Annotated in this window: 12 protein-coding genes; 9 read left to right on the top strand and 3 right to left on the bottom strand. The window is 67.5% G+C overall.

What is annotated here, in order from left to right; all coding sequences use genetic code 11:
* Nucleotides 1–349: 349 nt before the first annotated feature.
* The 6 genes from dnaA (at nucleotide 350) to EV644_RS10485 (ending at nucleotide 7,837) form a co-directional block, all read left to right on the top strand.
* On the top strand, nucleotides 350–1,990 hold the full coding sequence (gene dnaA, locus EV644_RS10510) for a chromosomal replication initiator protein DnaA (RefSeq protein WP_132189931.1): 1,641 nt from the start codon (nucleotides 350–352) through the stop codon (nucleotides 1,988–1,990).
* Nucleotides 1,991–2,501: 511 nt separating this feature from the next.
* Complete coding sequence (gene dnaN / locus EV644_RS10505) at nucleotides 2,502–3,647, top strand: DNA polymerase III subunit beta (RefSeq protein WP_132189932.1); 1,146 nt, start codon at nucleotides 2,502–2,504, stop codon at nucleotides 3,645–3,647.
* Nucleotides 3,648–3,681: 34 nt separating this feature from the next.
* Nucleotides 3,682–4,599: a phosphogluconate dehydrogenase (NAD(+)-dependent, decarboxylating) gene (gnd, locus tag EV644_RS10500; RefSeq protein WP_132189933.1), complete on the top strand. Its 918-nt coding sequence runs from the start codon at nucleotides 3,682–3,684 to the stop codon at nucleotides 4,597–4,599.
* A 1-nt stretch (nucleotide 4,600) separates the two neighbouring features.
* Nucleotides 4,601–5,743, top strand: a complete 1,143-nt coding sequence (recF, locus tag EV644_RS10495) for a DNA replication/repair protein RecF (protein ID WP_132189934.1) — start codon at nucleotides 4,601–4,603, stop codon at nucleotides 5,741–5,743.
* Nucleotides 5,736–6,431: a DciA family protein gene (locus tag EV644_RS10490; protein ID WP_369410492.1), complete on the top strand. Its 696-nt coding sequence runs from the start codon at nucleotides 5,736–5,738 to the stop codon at nucleotides 6,429–6,431. Before recF ends, EV644_RS10490 begins: the two co-directional genes overlap by 8 nt.
* A 56-nt stretch (nucleotides 6,432–6,487) precedes the next feature.
* The gene (locus EV644_RS10485; RefSeq protein ID WP_132189935.1) at nucleotides 6,488–7,837 is read left to right on the top strand and encodes a hypothetical protein; all 1,350 of its coding nucleotides are present in this window, start codon (nucleotides 6,488–6,490) and stop codon (nucleotides 7,835–7,837) included.
* A 46-nt stretch (nucleotides 7,838–7,883) separates the two neighbouring features.
* Here the strand turns inward: EV644_RS10485 and EV644_RS10480 are convergent, their stop codons facing one another.
* The 3 genes from EV644_RS10480 to EV644_RS10470 are packed head-to-tail and all read right to left on the bottom strand — an operon-like array spanning nucleotide 7,884 to nucleotide 9,648.
* Nucleotides 7,884–8,441, bottom strand: coding sequence for a hypothetical protein (locus tag EV644_RS10480; protein ID WP_132189936.1), 558 nt, complete (start codon nucleotides 8,439–8,441; stop codon nucleotides 7,884–7,886).
* Entirely contained in the window at nucleotides 8,441–9,025 is a 585-nt protein-coding gene (locus tag EV644_RS10475; RefSeq protein ID WP_132189937.1) for a DUF4352 domain-containing protein, read from the bottom strand. Before EV644_RS10475 ends, EV644_RS10480 begins: the two co-directional genes overlap by 1 nt.
* Nucleotides 9,022–9,648, bottom strand: coding sequence for a hypothetical protein (locus tag EV644_RS10470; protein ID WP_132189938.1), 627 nt, complete (start codon nucleotides 9,646–9,648; stop codon nucleotides 9,022–9,024). Before EV644_RS10470 ends, EV644_RS10475 begins: the two co-directional genes overlap by 4 nt.
* 280 nt (nucleotides 9,649–9,928) lie before the next feature.
* Between EV644_RS10470 and gyrB the strand changes: the two genes are divergently transcribed.
* From gyrB to EV644_RS46215, 3 genes are all read left to right on the top strand, one after another.
* Complete coding sequence (gyrB, locus tag EV644_RS10465; RefSeq protein WP_370451436.1) at nucleotides 9,929–12,004, top strand: DNA topoisomerase (ATP-hydrolyzing) subunit B; 2,076 nt, start codon at nucleotides 9,929–9,931, stop codon at nucleotides 12,002–12,004.
* Nucleotides 12,005–12,130: 126 nt separating this feature from the next.
* Nucleotides 12,131–14,776, top strand: coding sequence for a DNA gyrase subunit A (gyrA, locus tag EV644_RS10460; RefSeq protein WP_132189940.1), 2,646 nt, complete (start codon nucleotides 12,131–12,133; stop codon nucleotides 14,774–14,776).
* Nucleotides 14,776–15,921, top strand: a complete 1,146-nt coding sequence (locus tag EV644_RS46215) for a DUF3566 domain-containing protein (RefSeq protein WP_132189941.1) — start codon at nucleotides 14,776–14,778, stop codon at nucleotides 15,919–15,921. The genes gyrA and EV644_RS46215 overlap by 1 nt, the downstream gene beginning before the upstream one ends.
* The last annotated feature ends 63 nt before the right edge of the window (nucleotides 15,922–15,984 follow it).

The raw sequence follows: 15,984 nt of genomic DNA, 5'->3' as shown, positions 1-15,984 counted from the left end.
TCATCATGACTACGCTCCGGCGTCTACCCGACACGCCGGAGGTCGCCCACATTTTGGGTCCCACAGCCTGTGGATGACGGCTTGATGCGGTGTACGCGGACTTGTTAGCGTCAGCCACTCACACCAGAGGTCCCGTACCCCGAGATTCGGTAACAAGTAGCTCCGCGCTTCGTTCACAACTGTGGACAACAGTGTGGACAATGAGGAAACCGGCTGAGGAGAACAGCAACTGCGACGTGCGGCCGACCGGCTGCACGAGTAGTGGCCGGGTGACGGGTCAAGGTCGCGTTGTACCGGGGACGAACCCGGGAGCGCCGGCCACCGCAGCGAAGGATTCGGGGAGCAACGCGTGGTCGAGGACCAGTCCGCCAGTGCGGAACGCAAGGCGGAAGTGAAGGATCTGGACGAGGCCTGGACCCGGGTACTCGCGGGACTACCACCGAACCAGCGGGCCTGGCTGACGAACTCCCGGCCAGTGACCCTGCACGAGAGCACCGCGATCGTCGCCGTCCCGGACGACTTCACCCGCGGTCAACTGGAGACGCGCCTCAGGCCTGACCTGGAGCGCATCCTCACCGAGAGCTTCGGTCGGGACATCCGGATCGCCGTCACGGTCGACCCGTCCCTCGACCCCGAGTTACGCGAGCCGAGCGCGGCTCAGCCCGTGGTACAGGACTCAACGCCGGCGATCCACTCCCCGCTGCACCAACCGCTCCAGCAGCCGGGCCTTCAACAATCGGGACTACAGCAATCCGGACTCCAGCAGCCGCCCCAGCCGATGCACGGGCAGCCGATGCACGGGCAGCCGATGCACGGGCAGCCGATGCATGGACAGCCGGCCAACGGACAGTCCCTCCGGCCGGGCCTTCAGCAGCCGAGCGAGCCGATCGGTTCGGTCGCGCCGCCGCCGAACGGATCCGCCCCGATCCAGCCGGCGACCGAGGCCCAGGGCGAGGCGCGCCTCAACCCGAAGTACACGTTCGAGACCTTCGTCATCGGTAGCTCGAACCGGTTCGCGCACGCCGCCGCGGTCGCGGTCGCCGAGGCGCCGGGCAAGGCCTACAACCCGCAGTTGATCTACGGCGACTCGGGTCTGGGCAAGACGCACCTGCTGCACGCGATCGGCCATTACGTCCGCAGCCTCTACACCGGCGCGCGGGTTCGGTACGTGTCCAGCGAAGAGTTCACCAACGACTTCATCAACGCGATCCGCGACGACAAGGCCGCGCAGTTCCAGCGCCGGTACCGCGACGTCGACGTGCTGCTGATCGACGACATCCAGTTCCTGGAAGGCAAGATCCAGACCCAGGAAGAGTTCTTCCACACGTTCAACACGCTGCACAACGCGAACAAGCAGATCGTGATCAGCTCCGACCGGGCGCCGAAACGCCTGGAGGCGCTGGAGGACCGGCTGCGGAACCGGTTCGAGTGGGGCCTGATCACCGACATCCAGCCGCCCGACCTCGAGACCCGGATCGCGATCCTGCGGAAGAAGGCCGCCACCGAGCGGCTGACCGCGCCGCCCGAGGTGCTGGAGTTCATCGCCAGCAAGGTGCAGACGAACATCCGTGAGCTCGAGGGCGCGCTGATCCGGGTGACCGCGTTCGCCAGCCTGAACCGGCAGCCGGTCGACCTGTCCCTCGCCGAGATCGTGCTGAAGGACCTGATCCCCGAAGGCAGCAAACCTGAGGTGACGGCAAGCATGATCATGGGCCAGACCGCCTCGTACTTCGGGCTGTCGATCGACGATCTCTGTGGCTCGAGCCGGAGCCGGGTCCTGGTGACCGCGCGCCAGATCGCCATGTACCTGTGCCGCGAGCTGACCGATCTGTCGCTGCCGAAGATCGGCCAGCAGTTCGGCGGCCGGGACCACACCACCGTGATGCACGCCGAGCGGAAGATCCGGCAGCTGATGTCGGAGCGGCGCAGCGTCTTCAACCAGGTCACCGAGCTGACCAACCGGATCAAGCACCAGGCCAAGCAGCAATGACGTGCCGTGTGACCGTGCCCGAAGCCCTGTACGCCGAGCGCTACGACATGGTCACACGAACCGCACAGGCTGGGGAAAGTCCTGTGGATAACTGTGGGTATCCCGGTGGACACTCTCGCCTTGCCTGTGGATTGGCTGTGTGGATCGCGAGCGTCGTCACCAGCCGTCCAGAGAACGGCCTGATTTCGTCCACAGCCGGTCCCCAGCCACTTTCGGCCTCTGACCTGCGAACTCGTCACTTGTCCACAGTTTCCACCGGTGCGAACAACCCTATGGAATCTGTAAGGAAGTCCCAGTCCACAAAAGGGTCTGGGCGCCCAACCTGGGGAAAACCCAGATTTCGTACCTGCTGCCGGCCCGTCTTGCACGACCTGTCAGGCTGTCCTCACGAGCCCCGAAAAGCTCGGGTCGCGACCCGCCCGAACCGCCACGTCAAGCCCGGTTGGCGCACATCACATCTGTCCGTGGCAGGATCTGCCTGGCACACAGCCGAATCAGGAGGCACCCAGCGGTGAAGTTTCGCGTCGAGCGCGACGTACTGGCCGAGTCGGTGGCCTGGGCCGCGCGCAGTTTGCCCAGTCGTCCCAGCGTCCCGATCCTTGCGGGACTTCTTGTCGAGGCCGAGGAAGGCCAGATCACCCTGTCCGGCTTCGACTACGAGACCTCCGTGCGCGTTACCGTGCCCGCCCAGGTGGCGGACACCGGCAAGTGCCTGATCTCCGGCCGGCTCGTCGCCGACATCTCGAAGAGCCTCCCGAACCAGCCTGTGGACATCGCCGTGGACGGCGCGAAGGCGCAAGTCACCTGCGGCACGTCGCGCTTCACGCTCCAGACGCTTCCCACAGAGGAATATCCGGCTCTGCCAGACCTGCCGGCGGCCAGCGGCACCGTCCGGAGCGACGTATTCGCCCAGGCGGTCGCTCAGGTGGTCACCGCCGCGGGCCGGGAGGACACCCTTCCGGTGCTGACCGGCGTACGGGTCGAGATCGAGGGATCCACCATCTCGCTGCTCGCGACCGACCGGTACCGGTTGGCGATCCGCGAGCTCGAGTGGAGCCCGCAAAGCCCAGATGCCTCTGCTGCAGCCCTTATCCCGGCCCGCGTGCTGTCGGAAACCGCGAAGGCGATGACCGGAACCGACATCATCGTCTCCCTGGCCGCCCCTGGCAGCGGTGACGGCATCGTCGGCTTCGAGGGTCAGGTGTCCGGCGGCAACCGGCGCGCCACCACCCGTCTGCTCGACGGCGAGTTCCCGAAGGTTCGCGGCATCATCCCGACCGACGCGGCGATCGCCACGCGGGTCCGGATCGATACCGCCAACCTGGTCGAGGCCGTGAAGCGTGTCGCCCTGGTGGCCGAGCGCAACGCGCCCGTCCGGCTGACCTTCTCCGAGGACACCGTGACGCTCGACGCCGGCAGCGGCGACGAGGCGCAGGCATCGGAGTCGATTGAAGCGCGGGTCGTCGGGGAACCGGTGACCGTCGGCTTCAACCCGACCTACCTGCTCGACGGCCTGAACGCGATCGGAACACCGGTCGCCCATCTGGCGTTCACCCAGGCGACGAAGCCGGCCGAGCTGACCGGCGTCAAGGACTTCGAAGGCGACCCGATCAGCGAGTTCCGGTACGTGCTGATGCCGGTCCGCCTGAACAGCTGAATCAGGGAAAGCCAACAGAACAAGGGGATTCACGATGGAGCTCGGCCTTGTCGGTCTCGGCAAGATGGGCGGCAACATGCGCGAGCGGATGCGTGCCGCGGGCCTGAAAGTGGTCGGCTTCGACCACAACGCGAGCATCTCCGACGCGACGGATCTGGCCGACATGGTCGGCAAGCTGACGGCAGCGGACCAGCCGAAGGTGATCTGGGTGATGGTGCCGGTGCAGGCCATCGACCCGGTGCTGACTGAGCTAGCCGACCTGCTGTCCGAGGGCGACATCGTGATCGACGGCGGCAACAGCCGCTGGACCGACGACATCCGCCGGGCCGAGCAGCTCGCCACCAAGGGCATCAAGTTCGTCGACTGCGGTGTCTCCGGTGGTGTCTGGGGTCTGGAGAACGGCTACGCGCTGATGTGCGGTGGAGACACCGAGACGGTCGCGACCGTGATGCCCATCTTCGAGGCGCTCAAGCCCGAGGGTGAGTTCGGCTTCGTGCACGCCGGCAAGGTCGGCGCCGGCCACTTCGCCAAGATGGTCCACAACGGCATCGAGTACGCGATCATGCAGGCGTACGCCGAGGGCTTCGAGCTGCTCGAGGCCGCGGAGATCGTCGAGAACGTGCCGGAGGCGTTCGACTCCTGGCGCGAGGGCACCGTGATCCGGTCCTGGTTGCTCGACCTGATGGTGAACGCGCTCAAGGAAGACACCCACCTGGACAAGATCCGCGGCTACGCCGAAGACTCCGGCGAGGGCCGCTGGACAGTCGAGGCCGCGATCGACCATGCCGTACCGGTGCCGGCGATCGCCGCGTCGCTGTTCGCGCGGTTCGCCTCGCGGCAGGACGACTCCCCCGCGATGAAGGCGATCGCGGCGATGCGGAACCAGTTCGGCGGCCACGCGGTGAAGGGCGCCGAGGACCCGTCGTACGCGACACCGCCGATCAAGCACTGAGGTGTATGTCACCGCCCTGGGGCTGGTCGATTTCCGGTCGTACCAGCAGGCGGAGGTCCAGCTCGCCCCGGGCGTGACCGCCTTCGTCGGACCGAACGGTCAGGGCAAGACCAACCTGGTCGAGGCGATCCACTACACCGCGACACTCGGCTCCCACCGGGTGGCGAACGATGCTCCCCTGGTTCGAGCCGGCGCAGCTCGGGCGATCGTGCGCACCGAAGTCCGTTCCGACCAGGAACGCGACCTGGTGATCGAGCTGGAAATCAATCCTGGGAGGGCAAATCGGGCTCGGGTGAACCGCGCACCGGTCCCCCGGCCCCGGGACGTGCTCGGATTGCTCCGTACGGTGCTCTTCGCGCCCGAGGATCTCGCCCTGGTGAAGGGCGATCCGTCCGAGCGGCGACGGTTCCTGGACGAGTTGCTCACCCTGCGGACACCCCGGATGGCAGGTGTCCGGCAGGACTACGACCGCATCCTCAAGCAGCGGAACTCCCTGCTGAAGAGCGCCTCGGTCGCCCGCCGGCAGAACCGCTCGGGCGGTGCCGTCGAGGGACAGCTCCGCACCCTCGAGGTGTGGGACTCGCACCTCGCGCGAGCCGGCTCCGAACTCCTCGCGACCAGGCTCGAACTGCTGGAATCCCTGCGCCCGTTGGTCTCCGGCTCGTACGACGCTGTTGCCCGAGGCAAGGGTGATGCCCGGCTCGAGTACAAGTCGTCGGTGCCGTTGGAGCCAGGAGTGACCTCGCGGGAAGAGCTTGCGGAGGTAATCCTCAGCGCAGTACACGAACGGCGGTCGGACGAGCTCGATCGCGGGGTCTCGCTGGTCGGGCCGCACCGCGACGACATGGTGCTCGGACTCGGGGACTTGCCTGCGAAGGGGTACGCGAGTCACGGTGAGTCCTGGTCGTTCGCGCTCGCGCTGCGGCTGGCGTCGTACGAGTTGCTCAGGTCGGACGGGGGTGAGCCGGTGTTGATCCTGGACGACGTGTTCGCCGAGCTCGACACCCAGCGCCGGGATCGCCTGGCCGAACTGGTCGCGCCCGCGGAACAGGTGCTCGTCACGGCCGCCGTCGGGGCCGACGTACCGGCCGAGCTGAGCGGAGTTCGGTTCGACGTCGGCGACGGGACAGTCCGCCGTGCCTGAGGACCGGGACCTCCGTCCGGATGCGGACCTGCTCGGCGGGTTCGGAGCGCAGCCGCTGCCCGATCGACCCGAACCGAAACCGCGCGCCGAACCCGTCCGGAGCGAGCCGAAACCCCGGAATTCCTCTGAGAGCGGCTTCGAGAGCGAGGTCGACGACTCCCCCGAAACGCCGGAGAAGGGCTCCGAGCACGACAAGCAGGGCCTCGATCTGGCCAAGTCGCTGGCCGGCCGGCTGAAGGGGATGGCGTCGAATGGCCCGGTCAAACCGGTCAAGCGGACCCGTCGCCGGCGGGCCACCGGCTCGCAGGTCAGCGGATCCCGACCGGACGAGCGCGATCCGCAACTGCTGACGAACACCCTCGGCCGGCTGATGCGGGAGCAGGGCTGGGAGGTGGATGTCGCGGTGCACGGCGTGATGGCGCGCTGGCCGTCGATCGTCGGACCCGAGATGGCGTCCCACTGCAAGCCCGAGAGCTACCAGGACACCGAGCTCACCGTGCGGACCGACTCGACCGCCTGGGCCACGCAGTTGAAGATGCTGGCGCCCGATCTGGTCCGCCGGCTGAACGCCGAACTCGGCGACGGCACTGTCACCAGGGTCAACGTCCAAGGCCCGCATGCACCCAGTTGGCGTAAGGGCCCCCGCACTGTCCGCGGCGGTCGCGGCCCCCGCGACACCTACGGCTGACGGACCCTCCTGAAGCGGTGCCGTGGAGACCCACCTGATCCCCTAGGATCGGCCCGATGCGCACGATCGTTGACGGTTTCCGCGAGATGGTCCACCTGATCGGCGACACGTTCCGGCTGTGGTGGCGGAACCTGTTGCCCCTGGTGACCTGGTTCCTGGCCGGCTATATCGGCTTCCGGGCCTCGATCAATGCTGCCATCTGGCTGTCGGAGCACCAGCACTCGAGCCTCGGCGTCGGCGTCTTCTCGGCCGGCGTGCTGATCCAGATCGCCGCCACGGTCGGCATGATCCGGACTTGCGCCAACTCGCTGTACCGCTGGCGCGACGCCGCCTCCAACAAGGCCGAGGAGACGTCGGACCCGACGCAGCGCGGGCTCTTGGAACTGCTCTCGATCACCCTGCTGCCGCTGGTCGCCGTCTGGTCTGCCTGGGGATTCCTCGATGACCAGGTCCAGGAGTTGACCACCAGCAACCTCGTGCAGCGTGGTCTGCAGCCGGGCGGGCAGTTCTTCGAGCTCGGTGGGACGGCCTATCGCGCCTATCTGCCGGCGATCGTCATCCTGCTGGTCCTTCGCCGGGTGATCGAGGCCATCGACGACCGCTGGCCGAGCCGGCCGGCCAAGTTCACCCAGGTCTGGGCCGAGTCGTTCTTCCTGCTGCTGACCGTGGTGGTCACGCCGTTCGCGATCGCGGACTTCAAGTCCTGGTTCAAGGAACGGAACTTCTGGTACCTCTCGGTCGACTGGTGGGACGGCGCGAAGGAGTTCTTCGCCGGCATCCACATCCCGGTCCCGGCCGGCCTCGAGTTCCTCTGGGGCTTCTTCTGGGAGTCCCTCTGGCCGCTGTTCAAGCTCGGCGTCGCCGAACCACTCACCTGGCTCGCGATCACCACCGTCGTCTTCGGCCACCGGGTCCTGTCCAGTGGTGGGGTGTTCCGCGGTACTCGGCTCGAACGCCGCCTCGGTCATCGGGTCGACCCGGACGCACCGAAGCAGAACCGGATCGTCGCGCTCACCAACCAGGCGCCGAACCTGCTGCTGGGCGGTCTGCGGGAGAAGTTCTACCCGGCCCTGAACGCGTTCCGGCTGCTGGTCCGGGTCGGACCGGTCTTCCTCGGCGTGGTCTGCATGGTCTATACCTTCTGGTTGCTCGGCAGCGACTGGGCGTTCGTCGCGCTGCAGCGCGGGATCGGCGTCCACGGGCAGCAATGGGGTCTGATGAACCACGAGATCGCGGCCGCGATCCGGGACATCCTGTTCGAGACGCTGCGGATCGCTTTGCTGGCTGCCGCTTTCGACCTGTGCATCTCGGTCGGCGCGGAACGCCGGGCGGAGGCAGCGGAGGCGTCGGAGGCCACAGTGGCCGCCGACGAGAAGAAGAACGAGCCCGAACCCGTCACGGTCTGAGTCAGCCGGCGGCAGCCGGCAGGGAATCTGCTTGGGTCCGGCGAGGTCAGCGGGTCAGGAGGATGCGCCGGCGCTCTTTGAGGTTCTCGACCTGGATGCCAGTCAGGTGCGGTACGGCGGACTCGGGCACCACGTAGATCTGCGCGAGCTTGCCCGCCTCGTTCCGGGTGAACGGGTGGTCGTCGTCCCCGCAGTACGTCGGCAGCGGGAATCCGTACGCGCTCTGGCTCTTCCACAGGTTGCCCCGGTCGTCGCGCAGTTTCGCCTCGCAGGTGAACCCGTCGGAGTCCATCTTCAGCCCGTCCTTCGGCGTGATGGACGCGGTCGCCACGATCACCACCGAACCGGCCGGCTGGTCAAGGTCGATCACCTTCTCCTTGTCGTCCACCAGCTTCGTGTACGGCTGCAGCGAATCGAGCTTCCACTCGACCAGGCCGATCGTCGCCGGTCCGGGCCCCACCACCTCGGTGACGGCGCCGTTGTCGTAGACGTTCTCCTCATCGTCCAGATAGACCCGGAGCAGCAGGAAGGCGCTGACGCCCAGCAGTGCGATCAGCAGGCAGAGCTGCGCGGTGAGCCGGAGCAGGCGGTTCGAGGGATTCATCAGGCCACCCTGGTGACGGACTTGGGGATCACGTACTCCGGCGCCGCGGTGTCGACGAGTTGCTGGGCGACCTTCTCGTCGGGCACCCCGAGATCGACGGAGACGTCCTGGGTCAGCACCGTCCAGAACTGGATCGTGACGAAGTTGAGGGTGAGCCCGTCGAGGTCAGCGGTGTTCACCTCGAAGACGAGACTGCCGGACCGGGCGAACCCCGGCTCGGCGAAGTCGGCGCCGTTGACGATCGTCGCGGCGACCGGCCGGTACTCCGTGCCGTCGTCCGTGGTCAGGGTGGCGTCGTTGCTGCCGACGTCCTGGGTGCCGCGGACCGTCTCGTACTCGACCGCGACGAAGGCGCCGTTGGTCTCGACCGGCTTGTCGTCGTTGTAGACGTAGGCCTTGGCGACCTTCATCCGGTGCACGGTGATGGTCGAGTCGCGGTACTTCAGCGTCTCGCCGATGGTGCCGTGCACGATCTCCCGGTTCTCCGAGTCGTACACCTTTTCCGGCGTCGCCAGCCGGGTCAGTCCGCCGAGCAGCACGAAGAGGACGCCGACGAGCACCGTGCTGGTGCGATACAGCTTCACTTGGTCTCCGTCGTGGTCGTCGTCGGCACCCGGACCACCATGGCGGCCTTCTCGTTGTGCCAGTACGGGTCCTCGGACGCGCCGAGCAAACCGATGTCGGAGTCGTAGCCCTCCGCCAGGAAGCCAAACTCGAGCCTGTCGCCGGTGAAGTTGACCGGTACCTCGAACTTCGTGGTGCAGGACTCGGCCGGCAGGCCGTAGACGAAGACCCAGTTGATCGCGCCGCGGCAGGTCGCGCCGTTCGACTCGATCGGGTCCTCGCCGCCGCCGACCACCAGAAGGACCATCTTGCCCGACAGCGAGTTGCTCTTGTGCTCCTCGTCGTCGATGTTCTTCACGTCGAACGACAGTTCCACCCGCGCCTTCGCCGGGTCGTACTTCGTCTTCGGCGTCCGGATGATCTGCGCAGAGGTGACGCCGAACTCGTACCGGCCGGCTTCGAAGGTGGTGGGTGCGTCGACGGTGTCGACCTTGCGGCCCTGCTTCTCCTTCCAGCCCCCGGTGAACAGGATGACGAGGACCAGGACGACGACCAGGGCGAGGGCGATCAGCCATTTGCGCCGGTGCCGGTGGATCACCCGGTCGGCGATCATGGCGTCGATGACGTCGTCGAGACTTTCCACGGCAGCGATCCTAAGGGGCGTGAGGGGCGGTCGGCCCGATGCGCCGAGTCTCGTCCGGCAGACAGTCAGCCGTGATCCGGCCAGAAGCCACTGAGCGCCGTGAGCGCTTTCGGAGCCCCCACCCCGCGTGGGGGGACATGGACAGGAGTCCGAAAACACGCCCTGTCCACAGTTAGAGCCGCCTCATGGCAGGTTCTGCTTCGGTCGACGGGTAAGATGGAGCTGTTGAGAAAGCCGCACCGCTGATGAACACAGTAGGGGCGGCTTCTACTGTGCATCAATGCCCCGCGCGCGCGGGGTCCGAGGAGGACAACAGCCGGTGACCGACGAGCCGACCGAGATCGATGTAACCCCGTCCGCCGACAGCACCGGCACCGAAGTACCGCTCAGCGTGATCCCCTCCAGCATCGTGGAGCAGGAGTACGACGCGAGCGCGATCCAGGTCCTCGAGGGCCTCGACGCGGTCCGCAAACGCCCGGGCATGTACATCGGGTCCACCGGTGAACGCGGTCTGCACCACCTGGTCTACGAGGTGGTCGACAACGCGGTGGACGAGGCGCTCGCCGGGTACTGCGACAAGATCGTGGTCACGCTGCTGGCCGACGGCGGTGTGAGCGTCGTCGACAACGGCCGCGGTATCCCGGTCGGCATCGTCGAGTCCGAGGGCAAGCCGGCCGTCACGGTCGTGCTCACCGTGCTGCACGCCGGCGGCAAGTTCGGCGGCGGCGGTTACAAGGTGTCCGGTGGTCTGCACGGCGTCGGCGTCTCGGTGGTGAACGCGCTGTCCAGCCGCCTGCGGGTGGACGTCAAGACGAACGGCAAGGCCTACACCCAGTCCTTTACCGTCGGCGTGCCCGACGCGGACCTGGCCGAGGTCGGGACGTCGGACTCGAACGGCACCACGATCACCTTCTGGCCCAGCCCGGACGTCTTCGAGACGACGGTCTACTCCTTCGAGACGCTGTCCACCCGCTTCCGCGAGTACGCGTTCCTGAACAAGGGCCTCGAGCTGGTGATCCGGGACGAGCGCCCGGACCACACCGCCGACGGCGAGCCGGTCGAGCAGTCCTTCAAGTACGACGACGGCCTGGTCGACTACGTCAAGTACCTGACCGGCATCCGCGAGACCGTGCACCGCGACGTGATCGCCTTCGAGGCGGCCCAGGGCGACGACAGCCTCAGCCTCGAGGTGGCGATGCAGTGGAGCGGCTCGTTCCAGGAGTCGGTGCACACCTTCGCGAACACGATCAACACGCATGAGGGCGGCACCCACGAAGAGGGCTTCCGGGCCGCGCTCACCTCACTGGTCAACTCGTTCGGCGAGGACCAGGGCATGATCAAGAAGAAGGAGGACAGGCTCACCGGCGACGATGTGCGCGAGGGCCTGACCGCGATCATCTCGGTCAAGCTGGGCAACCCGCAGTTCGAGGGCCAGACCAAGACCAAGCTCGGCAACACCGAGGTGAAGGGCTTCGTCCAGCGGGTCGTGAACGACCGGCTCGGTGCCTGGTTCGAGCAGAACCCGGCCGAGGGGCGCGAGATCATCCGCAAGGCGACCGCGGCCGCGAGTGCCCGGATCGCCGCCCGCAAGGCGCGCGACCTGGCCCGCAACCGCAAGGGTCTGCTGGGTGGCGGCGGCCTGCCGGGCAAGCTGTCCGACTGCCAGTCGACGAACCCGGAGGAGTGCGAGGTCTACATCGTCGAGGGTGACTCGGCCGGTGGCTCCGCCAAGGGTGGCCGCGATCCGAAGTTCCAGGCCATCCTGCCGATCCGCGGCAAGATCCTGAACGTCGAGAAGGCCCGGATCGACAAGGTCCTGCAGAACAACGAGGTCCAGGCGATCATCTCCGCCCTCGGCACCGGCATCCACGAGGACTTCGACGAGGAGAAGCTCCGGTACCACAAGATCGTGATCATGGCCGACGCCGACGTCGACGGCCAGCACATCCGGACGCTGCTGCTCACCCTGCTGTTCCGCTTCATGCGGCCGCTGATCGAGCGCGGTCACGTGTACGCCGCGCAGCCGCCGCTGTACAAGATCCGGTGGAGCAACTCGCCGCACGAGCTGGCCTACACCGAGCGCGAGAAGGACGGCCTGATGGCGGCGGGCGCCGAGGCCGGCAAGAAGTTGCCGAAGGAGAACGGCACCCAGCGGTACAAGGGTCTGGGTGAGATGAACGCGCAGGAGCTGTGGGAGACCACGATGGACCCGGCCAACCGGGTGCTGCTGCAGATCACCCTGGACGACGCCGCCCGCGCCGACGAGACCTTCGCGACGCTGATGGGCGACGACATCGAGGCCCGCCGGAACTTCATCCAGCGCAACGCCAAGGACGTCCGCTTTCTTGATATCTAGCGCCGCCTTGACATCCAGGCCCGCCGCGTCCCCCGGAGCCGGGGCAGCCCACGGCTATCGGGGCCCGGCGGACCACTCGCAGCGCCGACCTCACCGACGTACTGAAACGAACGGGACGAGCACCAGATGACCGAGACCCCCATTTCTCCGGGACACGACCGGATCGAGCCCCTCGATCTGCAGACGGAGATGCAGCAGTCGTACCTCGACTACGCGATGGCCGTCATCGTCGGCCGCGCGCTGCCGGAGGTGCGCGACGGCCTCAAGCCGGTGCACCGTCGCATCCTCTATGCGATGTACGACGGTGGCTACCGGCCGGACCGGGGCTTCTCCAAGTGCTCGCGCGTCGTCGGTGACGTGATGGGTCAATACCACCCGCACGGTGACTCGGCGATCTACGACACCCTGGTGCGGCTGGCTCAGCCGTGGGTGATGCGCGCGCCGATGATCCAGGGACAGGGCAACTTCGGCTCGCCGGGTAACGACCCGGCCGCCGCGATGCGGTACACCGAGTGCCGGCTGGCCCCGCTGGCGATGGAGATGGTGCGCGACATCGACCAGGACACGGTCGACTTCCGCCCCAACTACGACGGCCGCTCGCAGGAGCCGGTGATCCTGCCCAGCCGCTTCCCGAACCTGCTGGTGAACGGCTCGGCCGGGATCGCGGTCGGGATGGCGACGCAGATCCCGCCGCACAACCTGCGCGAGGTCGCCGCCGCGGCGAACTGGTGCCTGGAGAACCCGGACGCCAGCCAGGAAGAGGTCCTGGCGGCGTGCATGGAACACATCAAGGGCCCGGACTTCCCCAACGGCGCCCTGATCGTCGGCTACAAGGGCATCGACGACGCCTACCGCACCGGTCGTGGCTCGGTCACGATGCGCGCGGTGGTCGACATCGAGGAGGACGCCAAGGGCCGGACCAGCCTGGTCGTCAGCGAGCTGCCCTACATGGTCAACCCGGACAACCTGGCGCAGAAGATCGCCGAGCTGGTCAACACCGGCAAGATGAACGGCATCGCCGACATCCGCGACGACACCTCGTCCCGGACCGGTCAGCGCCTGGTGATCGTGCTGAAGCGCGATGCCCAGCCCCGCGTCGTACTGAACAACCTCTACAAGCACACGCAGCTGCAGGACACCTTCGGCTGCAACATGCTCGCGCTGGTCGACGGCGTACCGCGCACGCTCAGCGTGGACCTGTTCATCACGCACTGGATCGACCACCAGATCGAGGTCATCCAGCGCCGGACCCGCTACCGCCTCCGCGAGGCCGAGAAGCAGGCCCACATCTACCGCGGCTACGTGAAGGCGCTCGACGCGCTGGACGAGGTCATCGCGCTGATCCGGCGCAGCCCGGACGTCGACGAGGCCCGTCAGGGACTGATCAGCCTGCTGGACATCGACGAGGTGCAGGCCCAGGCGATCCTGGACATGCAGCTGCGCCGGCTGGCCGCCCTGGAGCGGCAGAAGATCATCGACCGGCTGAACGAGCTCGAGGCCGTCATCGCCGACCTCGAGGACATCCTGGCCGACCCGGTGCGGCAGCGGAACATCGTCCGCGACGAGCTGGCCGAGATCGTCGAGAAGTTCGGCGACGAGCGGCGGACCGAGATCATCGCGGCCGACGGCGACCTGTCCGTCCAGGACCTGGTCCCGGACGAGGAAGTGGTCGTCACGATCACCCGCGGCGGCTACGCGAAGCGCACCAAGACCGACCTGTACCGCACGCAGAACCGCGGCGGCAAGGGCGTTCGGGGCGCGACGATGCGAGCCGAGGACGAGATCGGGCACTTCTTCGCCACCACGAACCACCACTGGATGCTGTTCTTCACCACCAAGGGCCGGGTCTACCGCGCCAAGGTGTGGCAGCTGCCCGAGTCCGCGCGCGACGCCAAGGGCTCCCATGTGGCCGGCCTGCTCTCGTTCCAGCCGGACGAGGAGATCGCGCAGGTACTGACGCTGCGCGACTACGAGCAGGAGCCGTACCTGTTGCTGGCCACCAAGCGTGGCCTGGTGAAGAAGACGGCGCTGACCGACTACGACTCGGCCCGGCAGAGCGGCATCATCGCGGTCAACTTCCGCGACGAGGACGACGAGCTGATCGGTGCGGAGCTCGCCTCGGCCGAGGACGACCTGATGCTGGTCTCCAGGAAGGGCCAGTCGATCCGCTTCACCGCGAACGACGAGCAGCTGCGCCCGATGGGCCGGGCCACCTCCGGCGTCACCGGGATGAAGTTCCGCGACGGCGACGAACTGCTCTCGATGGCCGTCATCCGGGCCGGCTCGGAGGAGGACACGCAGTACGTCTTCACCGTGACGGACGCCGGCTACGCCAAGCGCAGCCGCGTCTCGGAGTACCGCCAGCAGGGTCGTGGCGGTCTCGGCATCAAGGCGGTCAAGCTGAACGACGAGCGTGGCTCGCTGGTCGGCGCGCTGATCGTCGTCGACTCCGACCAGGTGCTCGCGATCAAGTCCAGCGGGCAGGTCGTGCGCAGCCGGGTGGACAGCGTTCCGGTCAAGGGCCGCGACACCATGGGGGTTAAGTTCGCGGGCGTCGGGGAATCTGATGCTGTGGTCGCGATCGCCCGCAACACCGATCTCACCGTCGAGATCGAGGGTGTCGAAGGCGCCGGGGAGGTTGCTGCCCAGGATGTGGACGGACTGCCAACCGAACAGGCCCCTCAGAGCGTCCAGGATGATGACCAGCATTCGACGGACGTCGACGGCGCGGCTACCGTCGAAGGAGACGAAGCCGGCCAGGAGGGCACCTGATGACCAACCGCGCGAGGCCGACATGGCCTGACGGGGCGGACAGCGGCAAATCCGAGCGGCCCTCGCAAGGCGGCAACGGGAAGTCCCAGTCCACCCCCACGGCCACACCGACCTCCAACGGTCGTACCACGCCGAGCGCCAACGGCAAGAGTGCCGCCAACGGCAACGGCACCCCCGGCAACGGCCAGCCAAGACCCAGTACTCCGAACGGGCAGCCCGGCGAGATCCGCCAGCAGCCCCGTCCGGGTGCTCCGGCGAACCAGCCGTCGCCGGCGAACGCGGCCAAGCTGCCGCGGCCGCCGCAGCAGCCACCGGTCCGGCCGGTCGTCAAGCAGGCCCCGCCTGTGGTCCCGCCGTCGTCTCACGGGTCTTCGCAGGCTCCTTCGGGACAGCGGCCGCCGCTGGCGACCCCGAGCACTCCGGGTCGTCCGGAGCCGCGGTTCCCCGCTCCCGCTGGTCCGCCTGGGGGCGGCCAGCCCACGACCCCGTCGTACGGGCAGACCGGCAAGTCCACCGGCGAGTCCTTCGGGGACCGGGTGAACGCAGCCAAGCAGGCGGTGATGGACAAGGCCGGCGCGCTCAAAGAGGCGGCCACGTCGGGCGCTGACACCAAGGCCCGGAGCGCTACCGAGAGCAGACCGAACCGGTTCGGGGTCAAGACGGACGCGAAGGCCGAGGCGCCTGGTGTGGGCACCGGCGCGGCGGTCGCCGCCAACTCGGCCACCGGGGCCCGCACGACGACCTCGCCGAGTGTGAAGACGTCGACCCGGCATCAGACCCGCAAGGCCCGGCTGCGGCTGTCGCGGCTCGACCCGTGGTCGGTGATGAAGACCTCGTTCCTGCTGTCGATCGCCTTCGGTATCGTCGTCTGGGTCGCGGTGTTCATCGTCTGGTCCGCGATCGGCGCGGCCGGCGTCTTCGACAACATCAACAACACGGTGACGGAGGTCCTGGGTACTCCGGCGGCCGAACCGTTCCGGATCGAGAACTACATCAACACCGGCAAGGTGATGGGCTTCACCACCCTGCTGGCCTGCGCGGATGTGCTGATCATCACCGCGCTGGCGACGCTCGGATCCTTCCTCTACAACATCGCGGCCACCCTGCTGGGCGGCCTCGAGGTGACGCTGGCGTCCGAAGACTGACGGCTGGAACCGGGTTCGATCGGGCCGCGGCCTGACCCGATCGGAACCGGTTTGGGAGACAGG

It is taken from the genome of Kribbella orskensis, from assembly GCF_004342085.1.
In the GTDB taxonomy this organism is placed as follows: Bacteria; Actinomycetota; Actinomycetes; order Propionibacteriales; family Kribbellaceae; genus Kribbella; species Kribbella orskensis.
This window is presented reverse-complemented; position numbering and strand designations above follow the sequence as displayed.